Genomic DNA, 19,991 nt, shown 5'->3' with positions numbered 1-19,991 from the left:
TTAAAGGGGAGCATATCAGAATGGAGGGCGGGCTCTTTGCTTGTTTGTGAGCGCGGCTTTCGTGGGGAAAAGCCTGTTTCCAAGCTGCGCTCCAGGCTACGTCCACGGGGAAGTGAAGACGGTCCGCTACGCCATGATCCCGAGGGAATCGCTAAAAGGGGGGAAAAGCCTGTTTCCAAGCTGCGCTCCAGGCTACGCCCACAGGGAAGAGAAGACAGTCCGCTACGCCATGATCCCGAGGGAATCGCTAAAAGGGGGGGAAAGCCTGTTTCCAAGCTGCGCTCCAGGCTACGTCCACAGGGAAGAGAAGACAGTCCGCTACGCCATGATCCCGAGGGAATCGCTAAAAGGGGAGTCGCTGCGCCGCTGATACATGGGTAGCGATTCTTTGCCTCGGTCTTCATGGCTCCGCTGGGTAGGACTCCACAGTCGCTCCGCTTGAAAACATGCTTTTCTGGCGTGGGAAAAAGACATAAAAACTAAAGCAATTAGAATGTGATTGGTGTGGGGAAAGCCTTTTAGAGCTGCGCGCAAGTCTATGTTAGCGAGGAAGTGAAGACCGACCGTCCGCTGCGCCGCTGATTCAAGGGAAGCGAATTTTTGCCTCGGTCTTCATAGCTCCGCTGGGTAGGACTCCACAGTCGCTCCGCTTGAAAACATGCTTTTCTGGCGTGGGAAAAAGACATAAAAACTAAAGCAATTAGAATGTGATTGGTGTGGGGAAAGCCTTTTAGAGCTGCGCGCAAGTCTATGTTAGCGAGGAAGTGAAGACCGACCGTCCGCTGCGCCGCTGATTCAAGGGTAGCGATTCTTTGCCTCGGTCTTCATGGCTCCGCTGAGTAGGACTCCACAGTCGCTCCGCTTGAAAACATGCTTTTCTGGCGTGGGAAAAAGATATAAAAACTAAAGCAATTAGAATGTAATTGGTGTGGGGAAAGCCTTTTAGAGCTGCGCGCAAGTCTATGTTAGCGAGGAAGTGAAGACCGTCCGCTGCGCCGCTGATTCAAGGGTAGCGATTCTTTGCCTCGGTCTTCATGGCTCCGCTGAGTAGGACTCCACAGTCGCTCCGCTTGGAAACATGCTTTTCTGGCGTGGGAAAAAGACATAAAAACTAAAGCAATTAGAATGTGATTGGTGTGGGGAAAGCCTTTTAGAGCTGCGCGCAAGTCTATGTTAGCGAGGAAGTGAAGACCGACCGTCCGCTGCGCCGCTGATTCAAGGGAAGCGAATTTTTGCTTCGGTCTTCATGGCTCCGCTGGGTAGGACTACGCAGCGGAGCATGGAAACATGCCGTTCAGTCAGAGCTTTCTGGTTAAAAGATGCTCTATTCACTCCAGCATCCCCGGAAAAAGGTGAAAAAAGCGGAGGTATTAGGGACACAGCCCAGGTGGAATGGAAAAAACGGAAACTGTCTTTAGCGTCCACCTCTGAACAGCATCGCAGAGACAACCACTTTGGGCGCGGGGTTCCGATTTTGAAATGGAGCCGAACAGGAATGACCTCCCTGCAGGTGGCCCTACTACTGAAGTGTTTTCGCCTTTTTCCGCCCCAGCCGCTAAGCCCCGAGCGATCTCAATCGGAAAACATCGAAGCACTTACCGACACTGTTTTTAAACGAAACAGCTTCCCCGGAAAAAGGTGAAAAAAGCGGAGGTATTAGGGACACAGCCCAGGAGGAATGGAAAAAACGGAACCTGTCTTTAGCGTCCACCTCTGAATAACATCGTAGAGACAACCACTTTGGACGCGGGTTCCGATTTTGAAATGGAGCCGAACAGGAATGACCTCCCTGCAGGTGGCCCTACTACTGAAGTGTTTTCGCCTTTTTCCGCCCCAGCCGCTAAGCTCCGAGCGATCTCAATCGGAAAACATCGAAGCACTTACCGACACTGCTTTTAAACGAAACAGCATCCCCGGAAAAAGGTGAAAAAAGCGGAGGTATTAGGGACACAGCCCAGGAGGAATGGAAAAAACGGAACCTGTCTTTAGCGTCCACCTCTGAATAACATCGTAGAGACAACCACTTTGGACGCGGGTTCCGATTTTGAAATGGAGCCGAACAGGAATGACATCCCTGCAAGTGGCCCTACTACTGTAGTGTTTTCGCCTTTTTCCGCCCCAGCCACTAAGCCCCGAGCAACAGCTTCCCAGCAAATTATCCGCGAACCGTCCCACAAACCTGCTCATGCAATGCAATCAAGTCCCGCAGAATCAACTCTCTCATCGCATGAAGCTGCGGACACGGGTGGTAGTAGTTTTTCCCCGTCGCGCAAGGCTTGCCAAATGTCGGGACGCCTGCAGCAGCGATTTCCTGCAGCCAGCGCTCCTTTAGCGACGTAATGGCACGCGAAGTCTTCGCCATACATCCCCAACCAAGCAGCATCCACGGATGCTTGACCAACTCATGGGAACGGGTAATGTGCTCATCGAGAGCCGTTTCACCCTTCTGCAAAAGATCTTCCAGCAGACCGATCGCTTCCTTGGCAGTCGGATGCTGCAAAGAAAAGAGGTTGTAGATGTGCAGCCTGCCGTTTAATGTGCCTTGCGCTGCCTTCGCAGAGTAGATTCCTTCGGTCAGCTTGACCAACTGGCGCATGGTTGGGTCCAGAGTGGTTTCGCCCATCGTGGCGTGATGCGGCGCAGGTCTTTCCCGGTACAAGGTGGACGAGCCCGGATTGAGCAAGAGACAGCTTCCCAGTGATTCAGATGACGTACCCCACTGAATATAGGCAGATGTCCGGTAAACGAACTCTCCCTTTGTCTTGAATGTAGCGTAAGCGCTCGGCTGATTCATGGCAAAAACCCTCCTGACGTGACCCATCCTTCTACTACTCACTATATGCTAGTTTTTGAAGGCTAGTACGATTATGGAGGGGGAGGCGCTGATCCATAAAAAAGCCGCCACTGACGAGCAGAGGCGACCAGAATCTTGCGTATTAGGAGTGAGCCGAATCATGCCCATCTTCCGGGATCATGCGGAACAAAGGAATATACAGATACGCGCTGATCAGCGTGAGAGCCAGAATGATGCCAAACACGCCAACAGGCGACAGCCATTGCGAAATCGAGATAGACATGGGGGCAATGAAACGACCGATGGAAAACTGCAAGGAGGACGCTCCCATGTACTGTCCGCGCGCATCCTCAGGAGAGTACTTACTGATAAAGCTCTGAGCGACTGGGGTGCGGATCAGCTCTCCCAGCGTCAGAATGACCATACAGCCAAAGAGCAGCCAGATGTTCGTGGTAAAAGCCATCAGGAACATGCCAAACCCGTACAAAACAGACGAGATCACCAAGCTGTTGCGGTCGCTCCAATGCTGGAACCACTTTGTGACCGGGAGAGTAAACAAGACCACGAGCAAGCCGTTCAGTCCCATCAGCCAACCAAAGGCACTGGTTCCACCAACCGTAAACGTCCAGTCTCCCCACCACATCAACGGCTGATCGTGAACGTGCTCTTTCACATACAGTGCCATGTACATGTCCAGCTGCATAAAGGCGATTGCTACCAAAACGCCAGCACCAATGTAGAGGGCAAACACTTTGTCCCGGAAAATGACAGCGTAGCCTTTGAATTGTTGGGTAATGGAGAAGCGTTCCTTGGAGCGCTCTGCACGAACTGTAGCGGGCAGAGTCTCCTTGATGAGAAAGAAAATCGAAGCGGCGAAAATCAGCTCGACGATCGTACAGATGAGCAGCAGTTCAAAGCGGTAATTCACAAAGAAGAAGGAGCCGAGGACGGGACCTGCTACAACCCCCATGTTCATCGCTGTGTAAAACGTAGCAAAGACAACACGGCGGTCCTCCTCAGTCGTCAGGTCCGCCACCATCGCGGAGCTGGCTGGCCAATAAAGAGAGCTGGCAATCCCAATGCCGATGAAGGCAAGATAGTCGACAACAGGGGAGCTGGAAAAGGCAAAAATGGCAAACATCACCGACGATGTACAGAGAGAAAGCAGCATGGTCGGTTTGCGCCCTACTTTATCTGCCAAATAGCCCCCAAACAGGTTGGACATCATGCCCAAGAGCGGAGGAACCATCAGCATGATGCCTGCGATGTCTTTTCCGAATGAATCGCTGAAGTACAGGGCCATAAACGGAAAGTACATCCAGAAAAACGTATGTGTAATGAGTTCGCCGACGAGTCGGACTTTGAGGTTCAAGTCCCAAGTGCGCCATACCATGACAAAAAATCCTCCATTCCAATCTGATTCTCTGTCTGCAGGAGCCTTTGCACGCGAAAAAGCGCAAACGGGAGAGACTGTGCTCACTCGCTTGCGCTTTGACTATCGATATGTGGAGAAGGAGAGAAAAACCCCCTTTCATTCGAGAGCAAACCAGAGCATTTGACTCGAAAAAGAGAAGGGACTCCTAGCATCCTATCGGGAAAAAGACGGAAGCGGTTCCGGCATCCTGCAGTTTCTTGCTATAGATGGTTGATGAGAGGCAGCGCCCCTTATCAGAGGCCCACCTATGCGAAGACAACTACAGAAACGACCATGAACCAACACTCCCGTCCTTCAAAATTTTTCGTTAGATCAACTCTTGTTGACTAGAATACTGCAAACCTGGGTGGGGATGCAAGGAAAATTTTACAAAGGATTCGAAATAACCCGAATGGTTCCCGGATGGTCGGAAACAACCTCCCCGACGATCTGTGCCCATTCGATTCCACGAGCATGCAGCTCCTCCAATAGACGAATTCCGTCCGTTGCAGGCACACTGATCAGCAAGCCGCCAGAGGTCACAGCGTCACACAGGATCAGGCGGTCGAGCTCCTCCATACCCTCGGGGAACTGCACCCGGTCAGCGACCCAGCGGAAATTGGACTTGCTTCCACCCGGGATGATGCCTTGCCCCGCAAGTTCACGTGTCCCAGGAAGTACAGGAACCTCGTCCGCGTAAATGCGGATGCCCGCCTGACTGCCCTCCGCCATCTCCAGAGCGTGACCCAGGAGTCCAAAGCCGGTGACATCTGTGCAGGCATGTACCGGGAAGCTCTCCATGCATTCCGCTGCATATTTGTTCAAGGTAGCCATTACGTTCATAACCAGCTCCGTTTGTTCAGGAGACAGAGCATCACGTTTGATCGCGGTTGTCTGTATGCCGACACCGATCGGCTTTGTCAGGATGAGCACGTCACCTGGTTTTGCCCCGGCATTGGTCAGCACGCGGGAGGGATGAACGGTCCCGGTCACAGACAAGCCAAATTTCGGCTCGGGATCATCGATAGAATGTCCGCCGACAAGCACAGCTCCGGCCTCTGCTACCTTTTCCGCAGCGCCGCGCAAAATTTCCGTCAAGATCGAAGGGTCCAGCTTGGTTATAGGGAAACCAACGATGTTCAATACGGTAATCGGCTTTCCGCCCATGGCAAAAACATCACTGATCGCATTCGCTGCTGCAATTTTCCCAAACCAGTACGGATCGTCCACAATCGGAGTAAAAAAGTCGAGTGTTTGGACAATAGCCAAATCGTCATTTAGCTGAAAGACGCCGGCGTCATCTGATGTTTCTACACCGACTAGCAGGCGTGGATCACGGGCGGCAGGAGCAGGCAGGTTTTTCAAAACCGCCGACAAGGCATCGGGGCTAATTTTGCACCCACAACCGCCTTTGGTAGTAAAGGACGTCAATTTCACTTTTTCAGACATGTTATGGCCTCCTGATTTACGAGGTATAATAATAGAATACTAGAAAAAACAAGTGGATAAATCTAGCATAACAGAAGTTAGGGTGACATACATTGCAAGAGATAACCGTTGAGGAATTATTGGTGAAAGGCTATTCGAATCTGGTAGATGTTCGTTCTCCAGGCGAGTTTGCGCGGGAAACCATCCCGGGTGCTGTAAATATCCCCCTGTTCAGTGATGAAGAACGTGCGCGGGTAGGCACGACGTACAAACGGGAAGGGCAGCAGGCCGCCCAATGGTTGGGTATGCAGATCGTATCTCCCAAAATGGAAGCGATTATGCAGGCGATTCGTCAGCGGGAAGAAGAATGGGGAGAGCCCCCTACGATTTTTTGCTGGCGAGGAGGAATGCGCAGCAGGGCGATGGCGACCTTTGCCACGTTTTCCGGTCTGCGGGTTCGCCGGCTGCAGGGTGGGTACCGTTCCTACCGTCAGCACGTTCTGGAAACGATCACGCCATACGAGCTGCAAGTCCCTGTCTTCTTGCTACACGGTATGACGGGAGTGGGGAAAACAGAACTGCTCCGAAAGCTGGAGGAAAAAGGCTATCCAGTCCTGGATCTGGAGCGTATGGCAGGGCATCGCGGATCGGTATTTGGGCATATCGGCAAAGGCAAGCCGGCTAATCAGAAAATGTTTGATGCGAGATTGTTTGAGACGCTGCATGAAAACCGTGACTCTTCCTTCTTTGTCATGGAGGCAGAAAGCAAACGAATCGGGAACGCCATCGTACCTTCCTTTTTGATGGAGGCGAAAAAGCAGGCCATTCATATTCAGCTGACTGCTCCATTGGAGGTCCGCGTCCAGCGAATTTACGACGAGTACGTGATTCCGTTTTCCTGGCGTCCTGATTTTGTAGAAAAGATAGAGAAGGCGTACACATCCATAGCGAGGAGAATTCCTACTGAACAGGCTGCGCTCTTGCGGGGGGCGTTGGCTGAAAGAGACTATCGGACGGCGATTGCTACATTCCTGGTTTCCTATTACGATCCGCGTTACCAAAACAAGCAGAGCGAGTACGTAGAAAAGCTGGAGCATCATATCGACACGACGGATTTGCCTGCAGCGGTCGAACAAATCGGGGACATAATTGAAAAAAGTCTGGCCATTCGGTAAAATATATTTTATTAATGAATTTTGATCGTGAGGGGGAGAGCGTATGTTAGATAACCGATTGGTAAAGCTGGCTGAGAACCTGTTGAGTCACTCCGTCCAGCTGGGAGAAAAGGAAAGTCTTTTGATTGAGGTACGGGGCGAAGGTCATGCGCTGGCAAAAGAACTGGTCAAACAAGCGTATGCCAAAGGAGCGTATCCGTTTGTGCGCATCATCGACCCAACGATTCAGCGTGAATTGATGATGGGGGCAAGCGAGGAGCGAGCTGCTCATCTGGTGAAGTGGGAGGAGCCGATGTACAAGGATTTGGATACGTACATCGTCATCAATGGCCCGGTAAATGACAGCGAGATGGCTGACGTGCCGGTAGAGCGCCGCCGCGCGCATCAAAAGGTCATGCAGGAGCTGAATGATTTCCTGGTTTCGAACGTGCGCTGGACTCTTCTCAACTATCCGACTGCCGCCATGGCCCAAAGCGCAAACATGTCCACGGAAGCCTTCGAGGACTTTTACTTCGATGTCTGCTCGGTTGACTACAAGAAGATGCACGAGGCATTCCTGCCACTGAAGGACCTGATGGATCGCACAGATAAAGTCCGCCTGGTTGGACAGGGTACGGATCTGAGCTTTTCCATCAAGGACATCCCGAATGTGATCTGCTCGGGACTTCGCAACATCCCGGACGGTGAGATTTTCACAGCACCTGTGCGTGATTCCGTAAATGGAACGATCACATTCAATACGGCGACCAGCTATATGGGGACCAAATTTGAAAATGTTCGGTTGACTTTTGCGAATGGAAAGATCGTAGAAGCGACTTCCAACAATACCGAAAAGCTGAACCAAATCTTTGATACCGATGAGGGAGCGCGCTATATCGGTGAGTTTGCGATCGGTGTTCACCCATACATTTTGCACCCGATGAACGATATTTTGTTTGATGAAAAAATTGCGGGCAGCTTCCATTTCACACCCGGTCGTGCCTATGAAAATGCGGATAACGGCAACCGCAGCCAAATTCACTGGGACATGGTCAATATCCAGCGTCCAGAGTACGGGGGCGGAGAGATCTGGTTTGACGACGTACTGATCCGAAAAGACGGTCTGTTCGTTTTGCCAGAGCTACAAGGACTGAACCCGGAAAATTTGAAAGGCTGAGGAAAACGTCTGGAATCGCAGGACAATCAAGCCATCATGCTGAGCAGCATGGTGGCTTTGTTACGTTTCGGAATAGATTCGCCCTGGAGTTTGAATAATTTTCGTAACTTTATAAATAAAAATGTTTACAAAATACCAAGTTCAACCATATACTTATTATACAAATTAGTTTAATAAGTTGAAGTGGGGGAATGAGCTATGATTCGATTGGGTTGGAAAAAATGCTTGCACACCTTTTTTGCGGGTCGTTTGCTCGGGTGCGAATTTTTAGCTGACGAAGGGTATGTGACCCAAATGCTGGAGATGGGACAACGAAAAGCGGTAGCCGACTTTCAGCAGGTGCTGCATGACATACAAATCTATCGATAAGGCTCAGGGTGAGAAAAAGGCATGTCCAGCTGCCATTTTTGCTACAATAGGAAAAAAAGCAGGAACAGAGGGATTTGAAGTGAGCCGCAAAGACTGGATTGAATACACCGTCACGGATGAAGACGCGGGAATGAATGTAGAGCAGATCGTTCGGCAAAAGCTGAACGTGTCAGGGCGGATGATGCAGCGGCTGACGAGAAGCAAAGGGATCCAGCTTAATCGCAAGCAGCCGTTTTTACAGCGACTGGTAAAAGCAGGGGATCAAGTCGCGATCCGAGTCGTGGATCGGCAGCCGGAAAAAACGCAGGAAACACAAGGACAGCCCGAAGCTTCCAGCCAGACTCGGACAGCACGCTCTACTCTCCGGGAAAACAAGGATGCGCTGCCCTCTGTGGCATTGCCAATTGAGCTGTTGTATGAGGACGATCACTTGCTCATAGCCAACAAGCCGGCGGGGATGACCGTGCATCCGGTCAAACAGGAGCAGGAGGGGACGCTCGTCGACGCGTTGGCTGAGCTATTTGCAGCCAGAGGAGAGAGTGCGAATGTCCACTCGGTTCACCGCTTGGATAAAGACACGTCAGGCGCGATCCTGCTTGCCAAAAGCAGCTACGGTCATCAGCTGGCGGATCGTCTATTGCGAGAGGGCGGCATTCATCGGGAGTATGTAGCGGTCGTAAGCGGCGTTCTGTCAGATGAGCGAGGCACGATTGAGGCACCGATCGGTCGAGATCCGAAGCACCCGACGAAACGGAGAGTGGCAGCAGGTGGAGACGAGGCGATTACTCATTATGAGGTGATCCGTCGTTCTTCTTACATGACAATGGCGCGTGTCTGGCTGGAAACGGGGCGCACTCATCAAATCCGCGTTCATTTCGAGCATATCGGTCATCCGCTGGCTGGAGATGCGATGTACGGAGGAGCGAGAGGATTGTTACGCAGACAGGCTCTGCATGCATCGTCGTTGAGCTTCCAGCACCCGTTAACAAGCGAGAAAGTCCATTGCGTAGCACCGCTGCCAGTGGATATGAAGCGCTTGATCCGAGCAGAATTTGAATAGAACGAGGGATGAGAGACAGCGATTCGAGCGCAGTCTCTTTTTTTTGGTTGATTAACGTAACAGTGTTATGTTACATTGTTTTTGGAGGTGCTTTACATGGATCGTGACTATATCTCGAAAAAGGAGCTATTGGAGCTTACCGGTATTTCGTACGGTCAGCTGTACAGGTGGAAAAGAAAGAATCTGATCCCTGAGGACTGGTTTATTCGCCGCTCTACCTTTACGGGGCAGGAGACGTTTTTTCCAAAGGAAAAGATCATGGCCAGGATCGACAAGATCATTCACATGAAGGATGACCTTTCCTTGGATGAGCTGGCAGACATGTTTTCCCCCAACCTCACCGGATCGATGCTCAAGCCAGAGGAACTTATCGCACAGAACATTGTTTCAAAAGCAACCGTGGATTTATTTACGCAGCATTTCGGGAGTGCAGAGTCGTATCCGTTTCAGCACTTTCTGTATGCGTACATCGTGGAGCGCCTGCTCGTGATGGGAGAGATGAGCTTGGAGGAAGGAAAAGGCTTGCTGCAAGTTCTGGAGAGCCATTACCCAAAATTTCAGGGCAAGCCGTGCGAGCTGATCTTTATCCGGAAAATGGGGATTTCTGCGTTTGCCTTGGCTTCGAATGCGTCTGAGCTGTATTTCGATCAGAGCGTGAAAGTTGTCAGCAGATTGAATGTGTCCAGTTGTTTGGAAGAGCTGAAAACGAAGCTGAAATATTAGAAGGAGGTAGGTCATGATGAATCAGGATAATCGACCAGACTTGGTGATTCACGGAACGGTAAATGCAGCTGGTGGCGTGTATGGAGAAGTTGCTGTACATGGCTTTGGCAAGATCAAAGGGAATGTCGAGTGTCTGGATCTGCATTGTGCAGGTCACGTGAATGTAGATGGGGATGTGCATGCGAGCCGCGGAAAAATCGAGGGCAACGCCAATATTTGCGGGGCTGCTCATTTCGAAAATATGGAGGTTTACGGACAGCTGGACGTAAACGGCGACATGACATTCACCCAGCTACGTGTGGATGGCAGTGTGAAAGTGCATGGCAGTGTATCTGGCGAGGAGATTTTGCTCAACGGCTTTTTAAAGGCTACAGGTGACTGTGAGGCTGAGGTGTTCAAAGCAAAAGGAGCATTTACGATCGGAGGTTTGTTGAATGCAGGACACGTCTCCATCCATTTGCACGGCAGTAGTGAAGCGAGGGAGATTGGAGGAGAGCATATCGAGGTGCGCAAGGCTGGGATCAGCACGTTAAACAAGCTGATGAAGCAATTCTTCAACAACACGCTGTCTGTCGATACAGTGGAGGGTGACGAGATTTACTTGGAGTATACACGGGCCAAGATTGTGCGCGGAACTAACATCGAGATCGGCCCTGGCTGCGAGATTGATCTGGTGGAATACAGCGGAGAGTTCCGTCAGGACAGCAGCTCCCGTGTAAAAGAGCATACAAAGCGTGGAGAAGCCTGAGATATTCAGGCTTTTTCTCTAGGAACAAACGGCTGCGAAATGGAAGACTTTGTGAAATTTTGGTGAAAGCGCATGCAAGTATTTACATGCATTTGCTTGCGGGATATAATGGCGTTGGTAAAATTTGAAATGTTAGTGAGTACTTGCATAGATAGGGAGGATCGAGATGGATCAACCGCATATAGAACCGCCACAGGGAGGGAAAGGCGAAGAGCAGGAGACCCGCGAGCGCATTTTGGCAGCAGCCAGCCAGCTTATGGCGAAAAAGGGGTACAAGGGTGCGACGACGCGCAAAATATCCGAGCTCGCAGGAGTCAACGAGGTAACGATCTTTCGGCACTTCAAAAACAAGGAAACGATCCTCGAGGAGCTTTTAAAAGGGATTTTGAATATTCGTCAGCAGCTGGAGAACCATCTGCACGGGGAGTATTCCGAGCTCCGCGAGATGCTCAGAAGATATGCGCATGGCTATTACGGCATGCTGGTCGAGCGCAAGGAAATCCTCATGATCTGCATGATCGAGGCGGATAATCACCCAGAGGTCATCAAGCTGTTCAGCAGCGTTCCCGTAACAGCCGTCGAAGTGCTGTGCAGCAAGCTCCAGCAGTTTCAGGACCAGGGACATTTGCCGAAGAAGGATTCCTTTACGGCAGCGCTCATGTTTGTCTCGACCTTTTTCTACGCCTTTATGGCAAAGCATCGCATCAATCTTGCACTCGATCTGGATGAAGAGCAGCTGGTCGAGAACGCATGTGACATTTTGATCAATGGGATTACGGATAAACAGAACTAACCAAGTTAGCTACATAGGAGCGGAGGATGTCATGAAAAAGAGATGGCTTGTTTCTGCAATAGTAATCAGTATATTGGCCACATCAGCCTGCAGTGAGCAAGAGCAGGCAGCAGCGCCGGTAAAAGAAGTAAAGCAAGTCGTGTTGGAACGGGTAAAGCAGGAGCGAGCCAATTTTGTGTCGGAAACCTCCGGCACATTGCTGCCGCTGGAGGAGGCAGTGGTCTCCTTTGAGGTAGGGGGACGCGTTATCGAGCTGAACCGGAATGAAGGAGACAACGTAAAAGCTGGCGACGTTCTGGCACGTGTCAATTCGCAGGATTACTCCCTGCAGGTAGCGTCCTCCAATGCCGCCCTGCAGCAGTCAGCGGCCAGTTTGAGCAAAGTGAACAACGGGGCACGTGAGCAAGAAGTTGTTCAGGCACGTTTGCTCGTCGAAAAGGCAAAGACCGGCTACCAAAAGATGCAGGACGATTTTAAACGGATCGAACAGCTTTATCAGGAAAAGGCCATTTCCAAAAGCGAATTCGAAAACGCACAGAACGCCCTGACGCTGGCAGAAAAAGATCTGCAAAATGCACAGCAGTCGTACTCACTTGTAACTCAAGGGGCGCGAGCGGAGGATAAGGAGCTGTCCAAAGCGACGTACAATCAAGCCGTAGTTGCCAAAGAAGTAGCGGCATCTACCCTGGCAAAAGCACAGCTGCGGGCTCCGATCAGCGGGACGATCCTGGCGAAGCTATCTTCCACAGGAACGCTGGTCAGCCCAGGGACTCCTGTCTATCAGGTGGGAAACATCGACACGCTGAAAGTCGTACTGCCTGTGCCTGACCGGGAGATTTCCTCGTGGAAGGTAGGGGAGACACTGTCCCTTGATCTGTATGGACAAAAGCGCGATGCGAAGGTGACTAAAATTTTCCCTGCAACGAACCAGAGTACAGGAACCATCGGCGTCGAGGTTCAACTGGCCAACCCGCAGCACGATTGGTTTGCCGGGCAGGTAGTAAAGGCGACCAAGACGATGAAGGGGCAGGAAGGAATTTACGTTCCGGTCGAAGCTGTCCTGAGCAGAGGGCAAAACGATGCACATGTCTTCGTAAATGTAGGTGGAAAAGCGGTCAAAACAGCCGTAACCATAGGTCAGCTGACCGATGATCGCCTGGAGATTCGCAGTGGTCTGAGAGTAGGAGATGAGCTGATCGTCAAAGGTGTGGATCGCTTGTTTGACCAAGATCCGATCGAAGCTGCTGGAGGTACAAAACCGTGATCGAGTACATCGTACGCAAGCGCAAAATTACGCTTTTGTTTTTCGTAATGATCGTGCTTGTCGGCTTTCTCAGCTTCTTTCAGCTGCCGAAGCAGGAGTCGCCGGACATTATCATCAACATGGCGACCGTCACGACGATCTACCCGGGAGCTTCTCCAGAAAAAGTAGAGCAGACCGTTACGAAAAAGCTGGAAGAAAAAATCAACGAGCTGCAAGGGCTTAACTATATATCTTCAACATCGAGCTTAGGCGTATCCTCGATCATTGTGGAGACGAAAAGCGGTGTGGACCCGAAGCAAAAATGGGATGAGCTGCGGAAAAAGGTAAAGGATTCCGAAGCAGATTTGCCTGCGGACGCGAAGCAGCCCATTATTAATGACGATTTAAACCGAACCTTTGTTCAGACTCTTGCGGTAACGGCGGACACGACGGAGCAGCTCTACAGCTTGCGCGACATGATGAAATCGTGGAAAGAACAGCTGCGTACGATCCCGAATGTTGCCGATGTGACTGTCGAGGGCTTGCCAGAACAAGAGGTGCACATCGAGGTCGATACGCAAAAGCTGAGCCAGTACGGACTTACATGGGCTCAGGTGATGATGGCGGTCAAAAAGGAAAATGAGAAAATTCCATTGGGCGACCTCACGACTGACAAGCGCACCTACCAGCTGAAGCTGGCGGAAACAGAAAATGTGGATGAACTCAATCAAGTGATCATCAGCCGCACTTCAGAGGGCTATCCCATTTATATGAAGGATATCGGCACAGTAAAAATGACGACGGAGAGCATCAAGTCGATGTCTTATTACAATGGCAAGCCTTCGCTGTCGGTCAGTGTCAATGCGGAGACGGGAAGTGATGTTCCCTCCTTGCAGAAGCGTGTGGACGAAATGATGGTGACGCTCGAAAAGTCGCTTCCTGTATGGGCGCAGACGCATTCCATCTACAGTCAAAACGAGAGGGTCGATGAGCTTTTCTCCGATCTTACCCGGGAAATGTGGATTGCGATTATCGCCGTTTTGCTCGTATGTACACTTGGTTTGAACTTGATTACCTCTTTTGTTGTGGCATTGGCCATCCCGATCTCGTTGGCAGTGGGCTTGTTGTTCCTGCCATCCTTGGGGATTTCCCTCAATATGATTTCGATCGTCTCTTTGATTATCGTACTGGGGATTCTGGTAGACGATGCTGTGGTAGTCAACGACAATATCGAACGCCGCTTGTCCGTCTTGGGCGAGAAGCCACTGAGAGCTGCAGTCAATGGTGCGAATGAAGTTTCGATTTCCATTGTTACCGCTACGCTTGCTACGATCGCTTCCTTTGCACCGCTCATGTTTTTAAGTGGGAATGCCGGGCAGTTCATTCGCCCAGTACCAGCTATCATTTCTTTGACCATGCTGGCATCTATGATTATGTCGCTCACGATTATTCCGATATTCCGTCAATGGTATGAGCAGCGGAGGAAAACGAGTGCAGAGGGCTATCGGAAGCCGGCAGGTCTGCTCGGCAAGCAGTTGAACCAGCTGACGAAGTGGTACGCCAATAAGCTGATGCCTAAAATTTTGCGTCGACCGCTGATGGCGGGAATGATTGGCGTTTTAATCGGGACCGCAGCCTACGGATTGATTCCACTGACGCCCGTGCAGCTGTTTCCGAATGACGACCGCCCTGAGTTTCTGGTCAATATTCGGGTACCAGTAGGAAGCAGTATTTATGAAACAGATCGGGTTGTTCGAGGTGTTTCCGATTGGATCAGCAAGCAGCCCGCGATCGAATCTGTTGCTTCGTATGCAGGTGGCAGCGCGCCGAAAATGTTCGGAGGGGACACGGCAGCAGGAAGCGGGATAACGGTAGGGCAGCTGGTGGTCCGTTTTGATGAAAAAAAGGTAAAAATCGAAGACATGATTGAGCCTTGGACCGAGGAGTTTAAGAAGCTGTACCCGGAAGCGACGATATTGCCGACGCAGCTGGAGGCAGGGCCGCCAGTTGGGAAGCCTGTTGTGATTCGGATTTATGGAGAAGACATCGAAACGCTGCGCTCTCTTTCCGCCCAGGTGAAAGATGTCGTAGCGAATGCACAGGGAACCTACGATGTGCAGGATAACTTTGGCGTCGAGCGCTATACCCTCGAGTTCGTAGTCAACAAAGAGCTGATGGAGCAAAAGCTGGTCAACTACACAGATCTGTCCCAAACGCTGCGCCTTGTCAGCGAGGGGATAACGGTCAGTGAATTTGATTCCGGCACAGACCTGATCGATATCAAGCTGTTCCTGCAAAAAGATCAGGAAGAGCCGGCGCTTCTGTTCCAACGGCTCAGTATTGCCAATGTGAGAGGAGAGCAGATCCCGCTTTCCCAGCTGGCAGAGGTCAAACCGACATTTAGCACGCAGGCGATCCCGCATCGTGATTTGTCCCGCGCTGTGACGATTTCCAGCGACTTGAAGGATCGCACGGCAACCGATGTGATGACGGAGCTTGCGCCAAAGCTGAATGGAATTTCATGGCCAGAAGGCTACCGCTTTGAAGTAGGCGGAGAGACATCAGAGCAGACGGACATCTTTATCGATATGGGCAAACTGTCCATTCTCGTCGTCTTCCTGATTTTGATTCTGATTGCCATGCAGTTTTACTCACTCACCATCCCGGTGCTGGTCATGAGTACGGTATATCTTGCGGTGGCGGGCAGCTTGATCGGGCTGTTTATTACCCAGACCCCACTCGGATTCATGACGATGATGGGCGTGATTTCTCTCTCCGGGATTGTTGTGCGAAACGGGATCGTGTTTATCGAATTCATCGAAGAGGCAAGACACGCAGGAGTAGAGCTGAAGCAGGCTGTTATTCATGCAGGAGAGGCGCGTCTGCGTCCGATTCTGTTAACGTCGATGACAGCTGTAGCAGGCTTGATGCCACTAGCGATCTCAGGCGATGTCCTGTTCAAGCCCCTGGCTGTGACGATTATTTCGGGCTTGCTGTTCTCGACGATGCTGACACTGATTGTCGTTCCTTCGTTTTACACCGTTTTGACCCAGCGTAAAATGAAAAAGCTGGCAAAAAAAGCAGCCAAACGCCCTGATTTGTATGGGCCTGAGGCGGAAATGAATTAAGTTTTGGTAAGCTGGAAGGATGGAAGAAGTGCTCGCTCGAGTGCTTCTTCCTTTTTGTCCGAATAACCGAGTAAAATAGGCACGCAGCGTTTTCTCCCAGGAAAGGGCTGTGATATGATAGGGGCAACTACGAGAGAAACAGGAAGGGAGTGTCCAGGATGCAACAGCCACAACTTCTCCATGAAGAAAAGGTATTCAAAGACCCAGTGCACCGATACGTCCACGTGCGGGACAAGTTCATATGGGATTTGATCAATTCTGCAGAATTCCAGCGGCTGCGCCGGATCAAGCAACTGGGCACCAGTTATTTTACCTTTCACGGCGGAGAGCACAGCCGGTTTAATCATTCCCTTGGCGTGTACGAGCTGATGCGCAGGATTTTGGATACGTTTAAGGAGCGGATTCAGCTTACCTATGAAGAGAGGCTGCTTTGCCTGTGTGCCGGACTCTTGCACGATGTGGGTCACGGACCGTTTTCCCATTCCTTTGAAAAGGTATTTCGCTATCATCATGAGGATTGGACCCGTGCGATCCTTTTGGGAGATACACAGATTAATCAGATCTTGCGCCGCTTTGACGAGGACTTCCCCAAAAAACTGGCAGAGGTCATCAACAAAACCTATGATAACAAGCTCATCGTCAGCCTGATTTCCAGCCAATTGGACGCCGACCGGATGGACTACCTGCTGCGAGATGCGTACTATACCGGGGTCAATTACGGCAATTTTGAGATTGAACGAATTTTGCGAGTGATGCGTCCGCAAGAGGATGGGATTGTTTTCAAATTCAGCGGGATGCACGCCGTCGAGGACTATATCATGTCTCGCTACCAAATGTACTGGCAGGTGTATTTCCATCCGGTGACGCGCAGCGCTGAAGTCGTCCTGCGAAAAATATTCCAGCGTGCCAAGATGCTGTTTTCACAGGGATATTCGTTTGCGCAGGAGCCTGTCATGCTGCTTCCTTTTTTACAGGACAAGGTAGAGCTGAAAGATTATTTGGCTCTCGACGAATCGATTATTCTTTTCTACATGCAGGTGTGGAGAGGCGAGGCCGATCCGATTTTGAAAGATTTATGCGGGCGTTTTTTGGACAGGAATCTCTACAAATACGTCGAATATAACCCTAGAGATTTCCGCTTGCTGGCAGAGCTGAAGGAAGAGTTCCAAAAGGCGGGGATTGATCCAATGTATTATTTGGAGGTAGACACCACCTCCGATCTTCCGTATGATTTTTACCGTGCCGGTGAAGAAGAAGAGCGTATCCCGATCATGCTGCAAATGCCGACAGGAGAGCTTGTCGAGCTTTCGCAGAAGTCTGAGATTGTCCAGGCGATCAGCGGAAAGCGTCGGTTTGATTACAAATTGTACTTTCCTTTAGATAAAGTCATGGCATTGCCGGGGGATGTGTCCCGGAAGATTCGAGAACGTCTGGGAGTGATGGAAGATGCTTAATCGTCACGCCAAAATCATACGCTTGATCGAGATCGTAGGCGAAGTGAGTGGGCGAAAAAAGCTGCAAAAAATGGTGTACATAGGAAAACATTTGCAAATGGATTTCGATGAACGCTACGAGTTTCACATGTACGGCCCATATTCCGAAGAGCTGACTCTGCGGGTAGATGAGCTGTGCAACATGGGTCTCTTGGACGAGCAAATGGAGAGCAAGGGTGCGATCCATATGTATCGCTATACGTTGAACGAGACCGGCAGGGATTTTTTGCGTTTTCATGAGGTGGATTTCGGAAGCGGCGAGCGAGTCATTCGCCGGATGAACGAAGAGAACTCACGCTTTTTGGAGCTTGTTTCTACCATTCTGTATTTTAATGATCTGCCGTATGAAGAGATGAAAGCGAAGATCTTTACCTTCAAAAGCAAGCAGCGCTACACCGAGGAAGAAATCCAAAAGGGTCAGGCGTTTGTGGAAGAATTGCGAGCCATGATGACAGAAGACGACGACAGCAGGCTGAACTAAGATTTGGCGAACGAATAGAAAAATAGAGAATCGTAGGGCGCACGATCTAAACTTGCAAAAGTAGAGGATGCGTCTTTTTCTATCCTCTTAATTCACGGAGATCGCATCCTGCTGACAAATTTGAACAGCCGCGGATGGGATCTGCCTGGAGGACATGTGGAGGCAGGAGAAACGGCATTTGATGCGATGCGAAGGGAATTGTGGGAGGAAGCAGGAGCGACGTTTGGACAGGCAGAGCTGATCGGTTACGAGAAGCTAATGATTCATGCTCCGATGCCCATCCCCGATGCCTACCCATATCCGGTAAGCTATCTCGTCTTTTACTGGGGGCGAATGAATAGACAGACGGCGTTGGAGGCAAACGTAGAAACGAGAGGTACCGGATTTTTTTCGTTTGCCGAAGCGAGCGCCCTCGCTTGCATCCAGCATTATGCCAAGCTTTTTGAAGCTGCTTTTAACAGAAACAAGATGATGCCCTAGCACTATCTATACAAGCCTGTGCTTCCAATCAGCAGACTTCCAGCGAGGTCTGCTTTTTTTTGTCTCAATACGCCATTGCATAATGAATGGCAAACGTTCCTTGAAAACTCCATAAGAAGTCCGTTACTGAGATCACCAGAAATAGAGGGAGAGTGATATGGATGAGAGGCTTGCGAACAAAATGGCTGTGGATGGCAGGAGGTGCTAGTCTGCTGATTGCTGTGTTGCTCGCATGGAATTGGGGGCCAGTGAGCGCCTATGAGGAAAAGATTGTGTATGTGTACAGCGATACTTGTGGATATTGTCAGACTTTCAGACCGACGCTTGAGGCTGCTCTCGCCGATTATCCACACCATACTGTGGAACGTCTGGATATCCGTGACCAGGAGGATTTGGAAGCTGCTTTGGGGTTAGGTGCAGAAGCAACGCCCACCGTGTTTATCGTAAAAGGGGAACAAGCTATCGAAAAACTGGAGGGCGATGTGACCGAAAAGGTTCTCCGAAGTTTTTTTCAAAAAAATCTCAATTATCCTCTTTCTGGAAATTGAATAAATAAGTAAAATATTGGTAGTAGATAAGGGGGATGGCCGATGAAGATACTGTGGAAAGGTTTGGGGACAAGCCTGATGATGGTCGGGATTACGATTGGGCAAACGCTATGGGGAGGCACGTGGGGGGTATATCCAGCTGCAGCCGCTCAGCCTTTGCAGACCATGTCGGATTTTGCTGCACACCCAGCCAAAGAATCGATCCTTCTCGGCTTGCAAAAGGGATACATCTGGAAATATCCTGACGGCCGCTTTTACCCCGACAAACAGATCGTCCAATCACAGTTTGTAGCTAGTCTCGTCGCGATTCGAGGCGTGAAAGAGACGGCACCGGTGCCAGAGCTTCCTGTAGGACACTGGGCAAAAGGAACGTACGAACGGGCACAAAAGGCAGGCATTCTCGCTGATGTGAAAATCGATCCCAATAAGCTATTGACCAAAGAAGAAGCGGCTCAGCTCGTCTTTAACGCATGGAAGCCCTATCGCGGTGTGAAAATGAAGGGCTACACCCATACAGGCGCACTTATCACATGGGGCTGGATGGACCCCGCCCCAGCAGGACAGCCAAAATTCCGAGAAGATCTGCCGGTGTCACGCGGGGATGCGGCGAAGATTCTGGCTTATCTATGGAAGGATAAGTGGCAGTTGGAGTTGGGGGCGAAGTGGGCTGAGGAGTTTGAGCGGAGTCTAAAAGTAACGAATGGTCAAATAATAGGGAAGGTGCCAAAAGGCGACAGTAATTTTACTATTCGTGTAAGTTTCGTTACGGTCGACAATGGGAGATTAGGATTTTTAAATGGGGATTCATTTAAAGTGGAGTTGAAAAAAGTTACAAATTATATGGTTTATTCTGTTCATAACAATAATGATTCATCAGATGCAGGATTGATTTATTTCGTTCTCCCACTACTTGAAAAGCAAGTGAAGAATCAAGAGTTTTCCTAATAATATTGGGGGA

Annotated in this window: 18 protein-coding genes; 15 read left to right on the top strand and 3 right to left on the bottom strand. The window is 50.5% G+C overall.

All coding sequences use genetic code 11. The features are described from left to right. Positions 1–40 precede the first annotated feature (40 nt). On the top strand, positions 41–370 hold the full coding sequence (locus tag EDM55_RS16455; protein WP_122960809.1) for a hypothetical protein: 330 nt from the start codon (positions 41–43) through the stop codon (positions 368–370). Between the two features lie 1,785 nt (positions 371–2,155). Here EDM55_RS16455 and EDM55_RS16450 read toward each other — a convergent pair. From EDM55_RS16450 to selD, 3 genes are all read right to left on the bottom strand, one after another. Continuing rightward, on the bottom strand, positions 2,156–2,794 hold the full coding sequence (locus EDM55_RS16450; RefSeq protein ID WP_092268338.1) for a hypothetical protein: 639 nt from the start codon (positions 2,792–2,794) through the stop codon (positions 2,156–2,158). Between the two features lie 142 nt (positions 2,795–2,936). Next, positions 2,937–4,187 carry an MDR family MFS transporter gene (locus tag EDM55_RS16445; RefSeq protein ID WP_092268337.1) on the bottom strand — a complete coding sequence of 417 codons (1,251 nt, stop codon included), beginning with the start codon at positions 4,185–4,187 and terminating at the stop codon, positions 2,937–2,939. A gap of 408 nt (positions 4,188–4,595) precedes the next feature. After that, positions 4,596–5,657: a selenide, water dikinase SelD gene (gene selD, locus EDM55_RS16440; RefSeq protein ID WP_122960808.1), complete on the bottom strand. Its 1,062-nt coding sequence runs from the start codon at positions 5,655–5,657 to the stop codon at positions 4,596–4,598. A gap of 92 nt (positions 5,658–5,749) precedes the next feature. Here selD and mnmH point away from each other — a divergent pair, with 92 nt between their 5' ends. From mnmH to EDM55_RS16375, 14 genes are all read left to right on the top strand, one after another. Further along, entirely contained in the window at positions 5,750–6,811 is a 1,062-nt protein-coding gene (mnmH, locus tag EDM55_RS16435; protein ID WP_122960807.1) for a tRNA 2-selenouridine(34) synthase MnmH, read from the top strand. A gap of 43 nt (positions 6,812–6,854) precedes the next feature. Then, positions 6,855–7,967, top strand: coding sequence for an aminopeptidase (locus tag EDM55_RS16430; protein WP_122960806.1), 1,113 nt, complete (start codon positions 6,855–6,857; stop codon positions 7,965–7,967). A gap of 198 nt (positions 7,968–8,165) precedes the next feature. Beyond that, on the top strand, positions 8,166–8,336 hold the full coding sequence (locus EDM55_RS30315) for a hypothetical protein (RefSeq protein WP_170184435.1): 171 nt from the start codon (positions 8,166–8,168) through the stop codon (positions 8,334–8,336). Positions 8,337–8,415: 79 nt separating this feature from the next. After that, entirely contained in the window at positions 8,416–9,396 is a 981-nt protein-coding gene (locus tag EDM55_RS16425) for an RluA family pseudouridine synthase (protein ID WP_122960812.1), read from the top strand. Positions 9,397–9,492: 96 nt separating this feature from the next. Then, positions 9,493–10,119, top strand: a complete 627-nt coding sequence (locus EDM55_RS16420; RefSeq protein ID WP_092268333.1) for a YhbD family protein — start codon at positions 9,493–9,495, stop codon at positions 10,117–10,119. 13 nt (positions 10,120–10,132) lie between these two features. Then, the gene (locus tag EDM55_RS16415) at positions 10,133–10,867 is read left to right on the top strand and encodes a polymer-forming cytoskeletal protein (protein WP_122960805.1); all 735 of its coding nucleotides are present in this window, start codon (positions 10,133–10,135) and stop codon (positions 10,865–10,867) included. A 166-nt stretch (positions 10,868–11,033) separates the two neighbouring features. Beyond that, positions 11,034–11,660, top strand: a complete 627-nt coding sequence (locus EDM55_RS16410) for a TetR/AcrR family transcriptional regulator (RefSeq protein WP_092268331.1) — start codon at positions 11,034–11,036, stop codon at positions 11,658–11,660. Positions 11,661–11,691: 31 nt separating this feature from the next. After that, a complete protein-coding gene (locus tag EDM55_RS16405) occupies positions 11,692–12,924 on the top strand; it encodes an efflux RND transporter periplasmic adaptor subunit (protein ID WP_122960804.1) in 1,233 nt (410 codons plus the stop codon). Next, complete coding sequence (locus tag EDM55_RS16400) at positions 12,921–16,031, top strand: efflux RND transporter permease subunit (RefSeq protein WP_122960803.1); 3,111 nt, start codon at positions 12,921–12,923, stop codon at positions 16,029–16,031. The genes EDM55_RS16405 and EDM55_RS16400 overlap by 4 nt, the downstream gene beginning before the upstream one ends. Before the next feature lie 158 nt (positions 16,032–16,189). Continuing rightward, positions 16,190–17,485, top strand: a complete 1,296-nt coding sequence (locus tag EDM55_RS16395) for an HD domain-containing protein (RefSeq protein WP_092268328.1) — start codon at positions 16,190–16,192, stop codon at positions 17,483–17,485. Next, a complete protein-coding gene (locus EDM55_RS16390) occupies positions 17,478–18,005 on the top strand; it encodes a YwgA family protein (RefSeq protein WP_092268327.1) in 528 nt (175 codons plus the stop codon). Before EDM55_RS16395 ends, EDM55_RS16390 begins: the two co-directional genes overlap by 8 nt. A gap of 81 nt (positions 18,006–18,086) precedes the next feature. After that, positions 18,087–18,485, top strand: coding sequence for an NUDIX hydrolase (locus EDM55_RS16385; protein ID WP_122960802.1), 399 nt, complete (start codon positions 18,087–18,089; stop codon positions 18,483–18,485). A 170-nt stretch (positions 18,486–18,655) separates the two neighbouring features. Beyond that, positions 18,656–19,033: a thioredoxin family protein gene (locus EDM55_RS16380; protein ID WP_373863334.1), complete on the top strand. Its 378-nt coding sequence runs from the start codon at positions 18,656–18,658 to the stop codon at positions 19,031–19,033. Positions 19,034–19,075: 42 nt separating this feature from the next. Then, on the top strand, positions 19,076–19,978 hold the full coding sequence (locus EDM55_RS16375; protein WP_170184434.1) for an S-layer homology domain-containing protein: 903 nt from the start codon (positions 19,076–19,078) through the stop codon (positions 19,976–19,978). The last annotated feature ends 13 nt before the right edge of the window (positions 19,979–19,991 follow it).

Source organism: Brevibacillus centrosporus (genome assembly GCF_003710815.1).
In the GTDB taxonomy this organism is placed as follows: Bacteria; Bacillota; Bacilli; order Brevibacillales; family Brevibacillaceae; genus Brevibacillus; species Brevibacillus centrosporus.
Note: the sequence above shows the minus strand (reverse complement) of the source record. Positions and strands in the feature narration are given on the sequence as shown.

What these genes read in the sequence shown, in the direction of transcription:
- EDM55_RS16450 (WP_092268338.1), bottom strand. Translation starts at nt 2,794, where the DNA reads ATGAATCAGCCGAGCGCTTACGCTACATTCAAGACAAAGGGAGAGTTC.
- EDM55_RS16445 (WP_092268337.1), bottom strand. Translation starts at nt 4,187, where the DNA reads ATGGTATGGCGCACTTGGGACTTGAACCTCAAAGTCCGACTCGTCGGC.
- selD (WP_122960808.1), bottom strand. Translation starts at nt 5,657, where the DNA reads ATGTCTGAAAAAGTGAAATTGACGTCCTTTACTACCAAAGGCGGTTGT.
- EDM55_RS16430 (WP_122960806.1), top strand. Translation starts at nt 6,855, where the DNA reads ATGTTAGATAACCGATTGGTAAAGCTGGCTGAGAACCTGTTGAGTCAC.
- EDM55_RS30315 (WP_170184435.1), top strand. Translation starts at nt 8,166, where the DNA reads ATGATTCGATTGGGTTGGAAAAAATGCTTGCACACCTTTTTTGCGGGT.
- EDM55_RS16420 (WP_092268333.1), top strand. Translation starts at nt 9,493, where the DNA reads ATGGATCGTGACTATATCTCGAAAAAGGAGCTATTGGAGCTTACCGGT.
- EDM55_RS16415 (WP_122960805.1), top strand. Translation starts at nt 10,133, where the DNA reads ATGATGAATCAGGATAATCGACCAGACTTGGTGATTCACGGAACGGTA.
- EDM55_RS16410 (WP_092268331.1), top strand. Translation starts at nt 11,034, where the DNA reads ATGGATCAACCGCATATAGAACCGCCACAGGGAGGGAAAGGCGAAGAG.
- EDM55_RS16405 (WP_122960804.1), top strand. Translation starts at nt 11,692, where the DNA reads ATGAAAAAGAGATGGCTTGTTTCTGCAATAGTAATCAGTATATTGGCC.
- EDM55_RS16395 (WP_092268328.1), top strand. Translation starts at nt 16,190, where the DNA reads ATGCAACAGCCACAACTTCTCCATGAAGAAAAGGTATTCAAAGACCCA.
- EDM55_RS16390 (WP_092268327.1), top strand. Translation starts at nt 17,478, where the DNA reads ATGCTTAATCGTCACGCCAAAATCATACGCTTGATCGAGATCGTAGGC.
- EDM55_RS16375 (WP_170184434.1), top strand. Translation starts at nt 19,076, where the DNA reads ATGAAGATACTGTGGAAAGGTTTGGGGACAAGCCTGATGATGGTCGGG.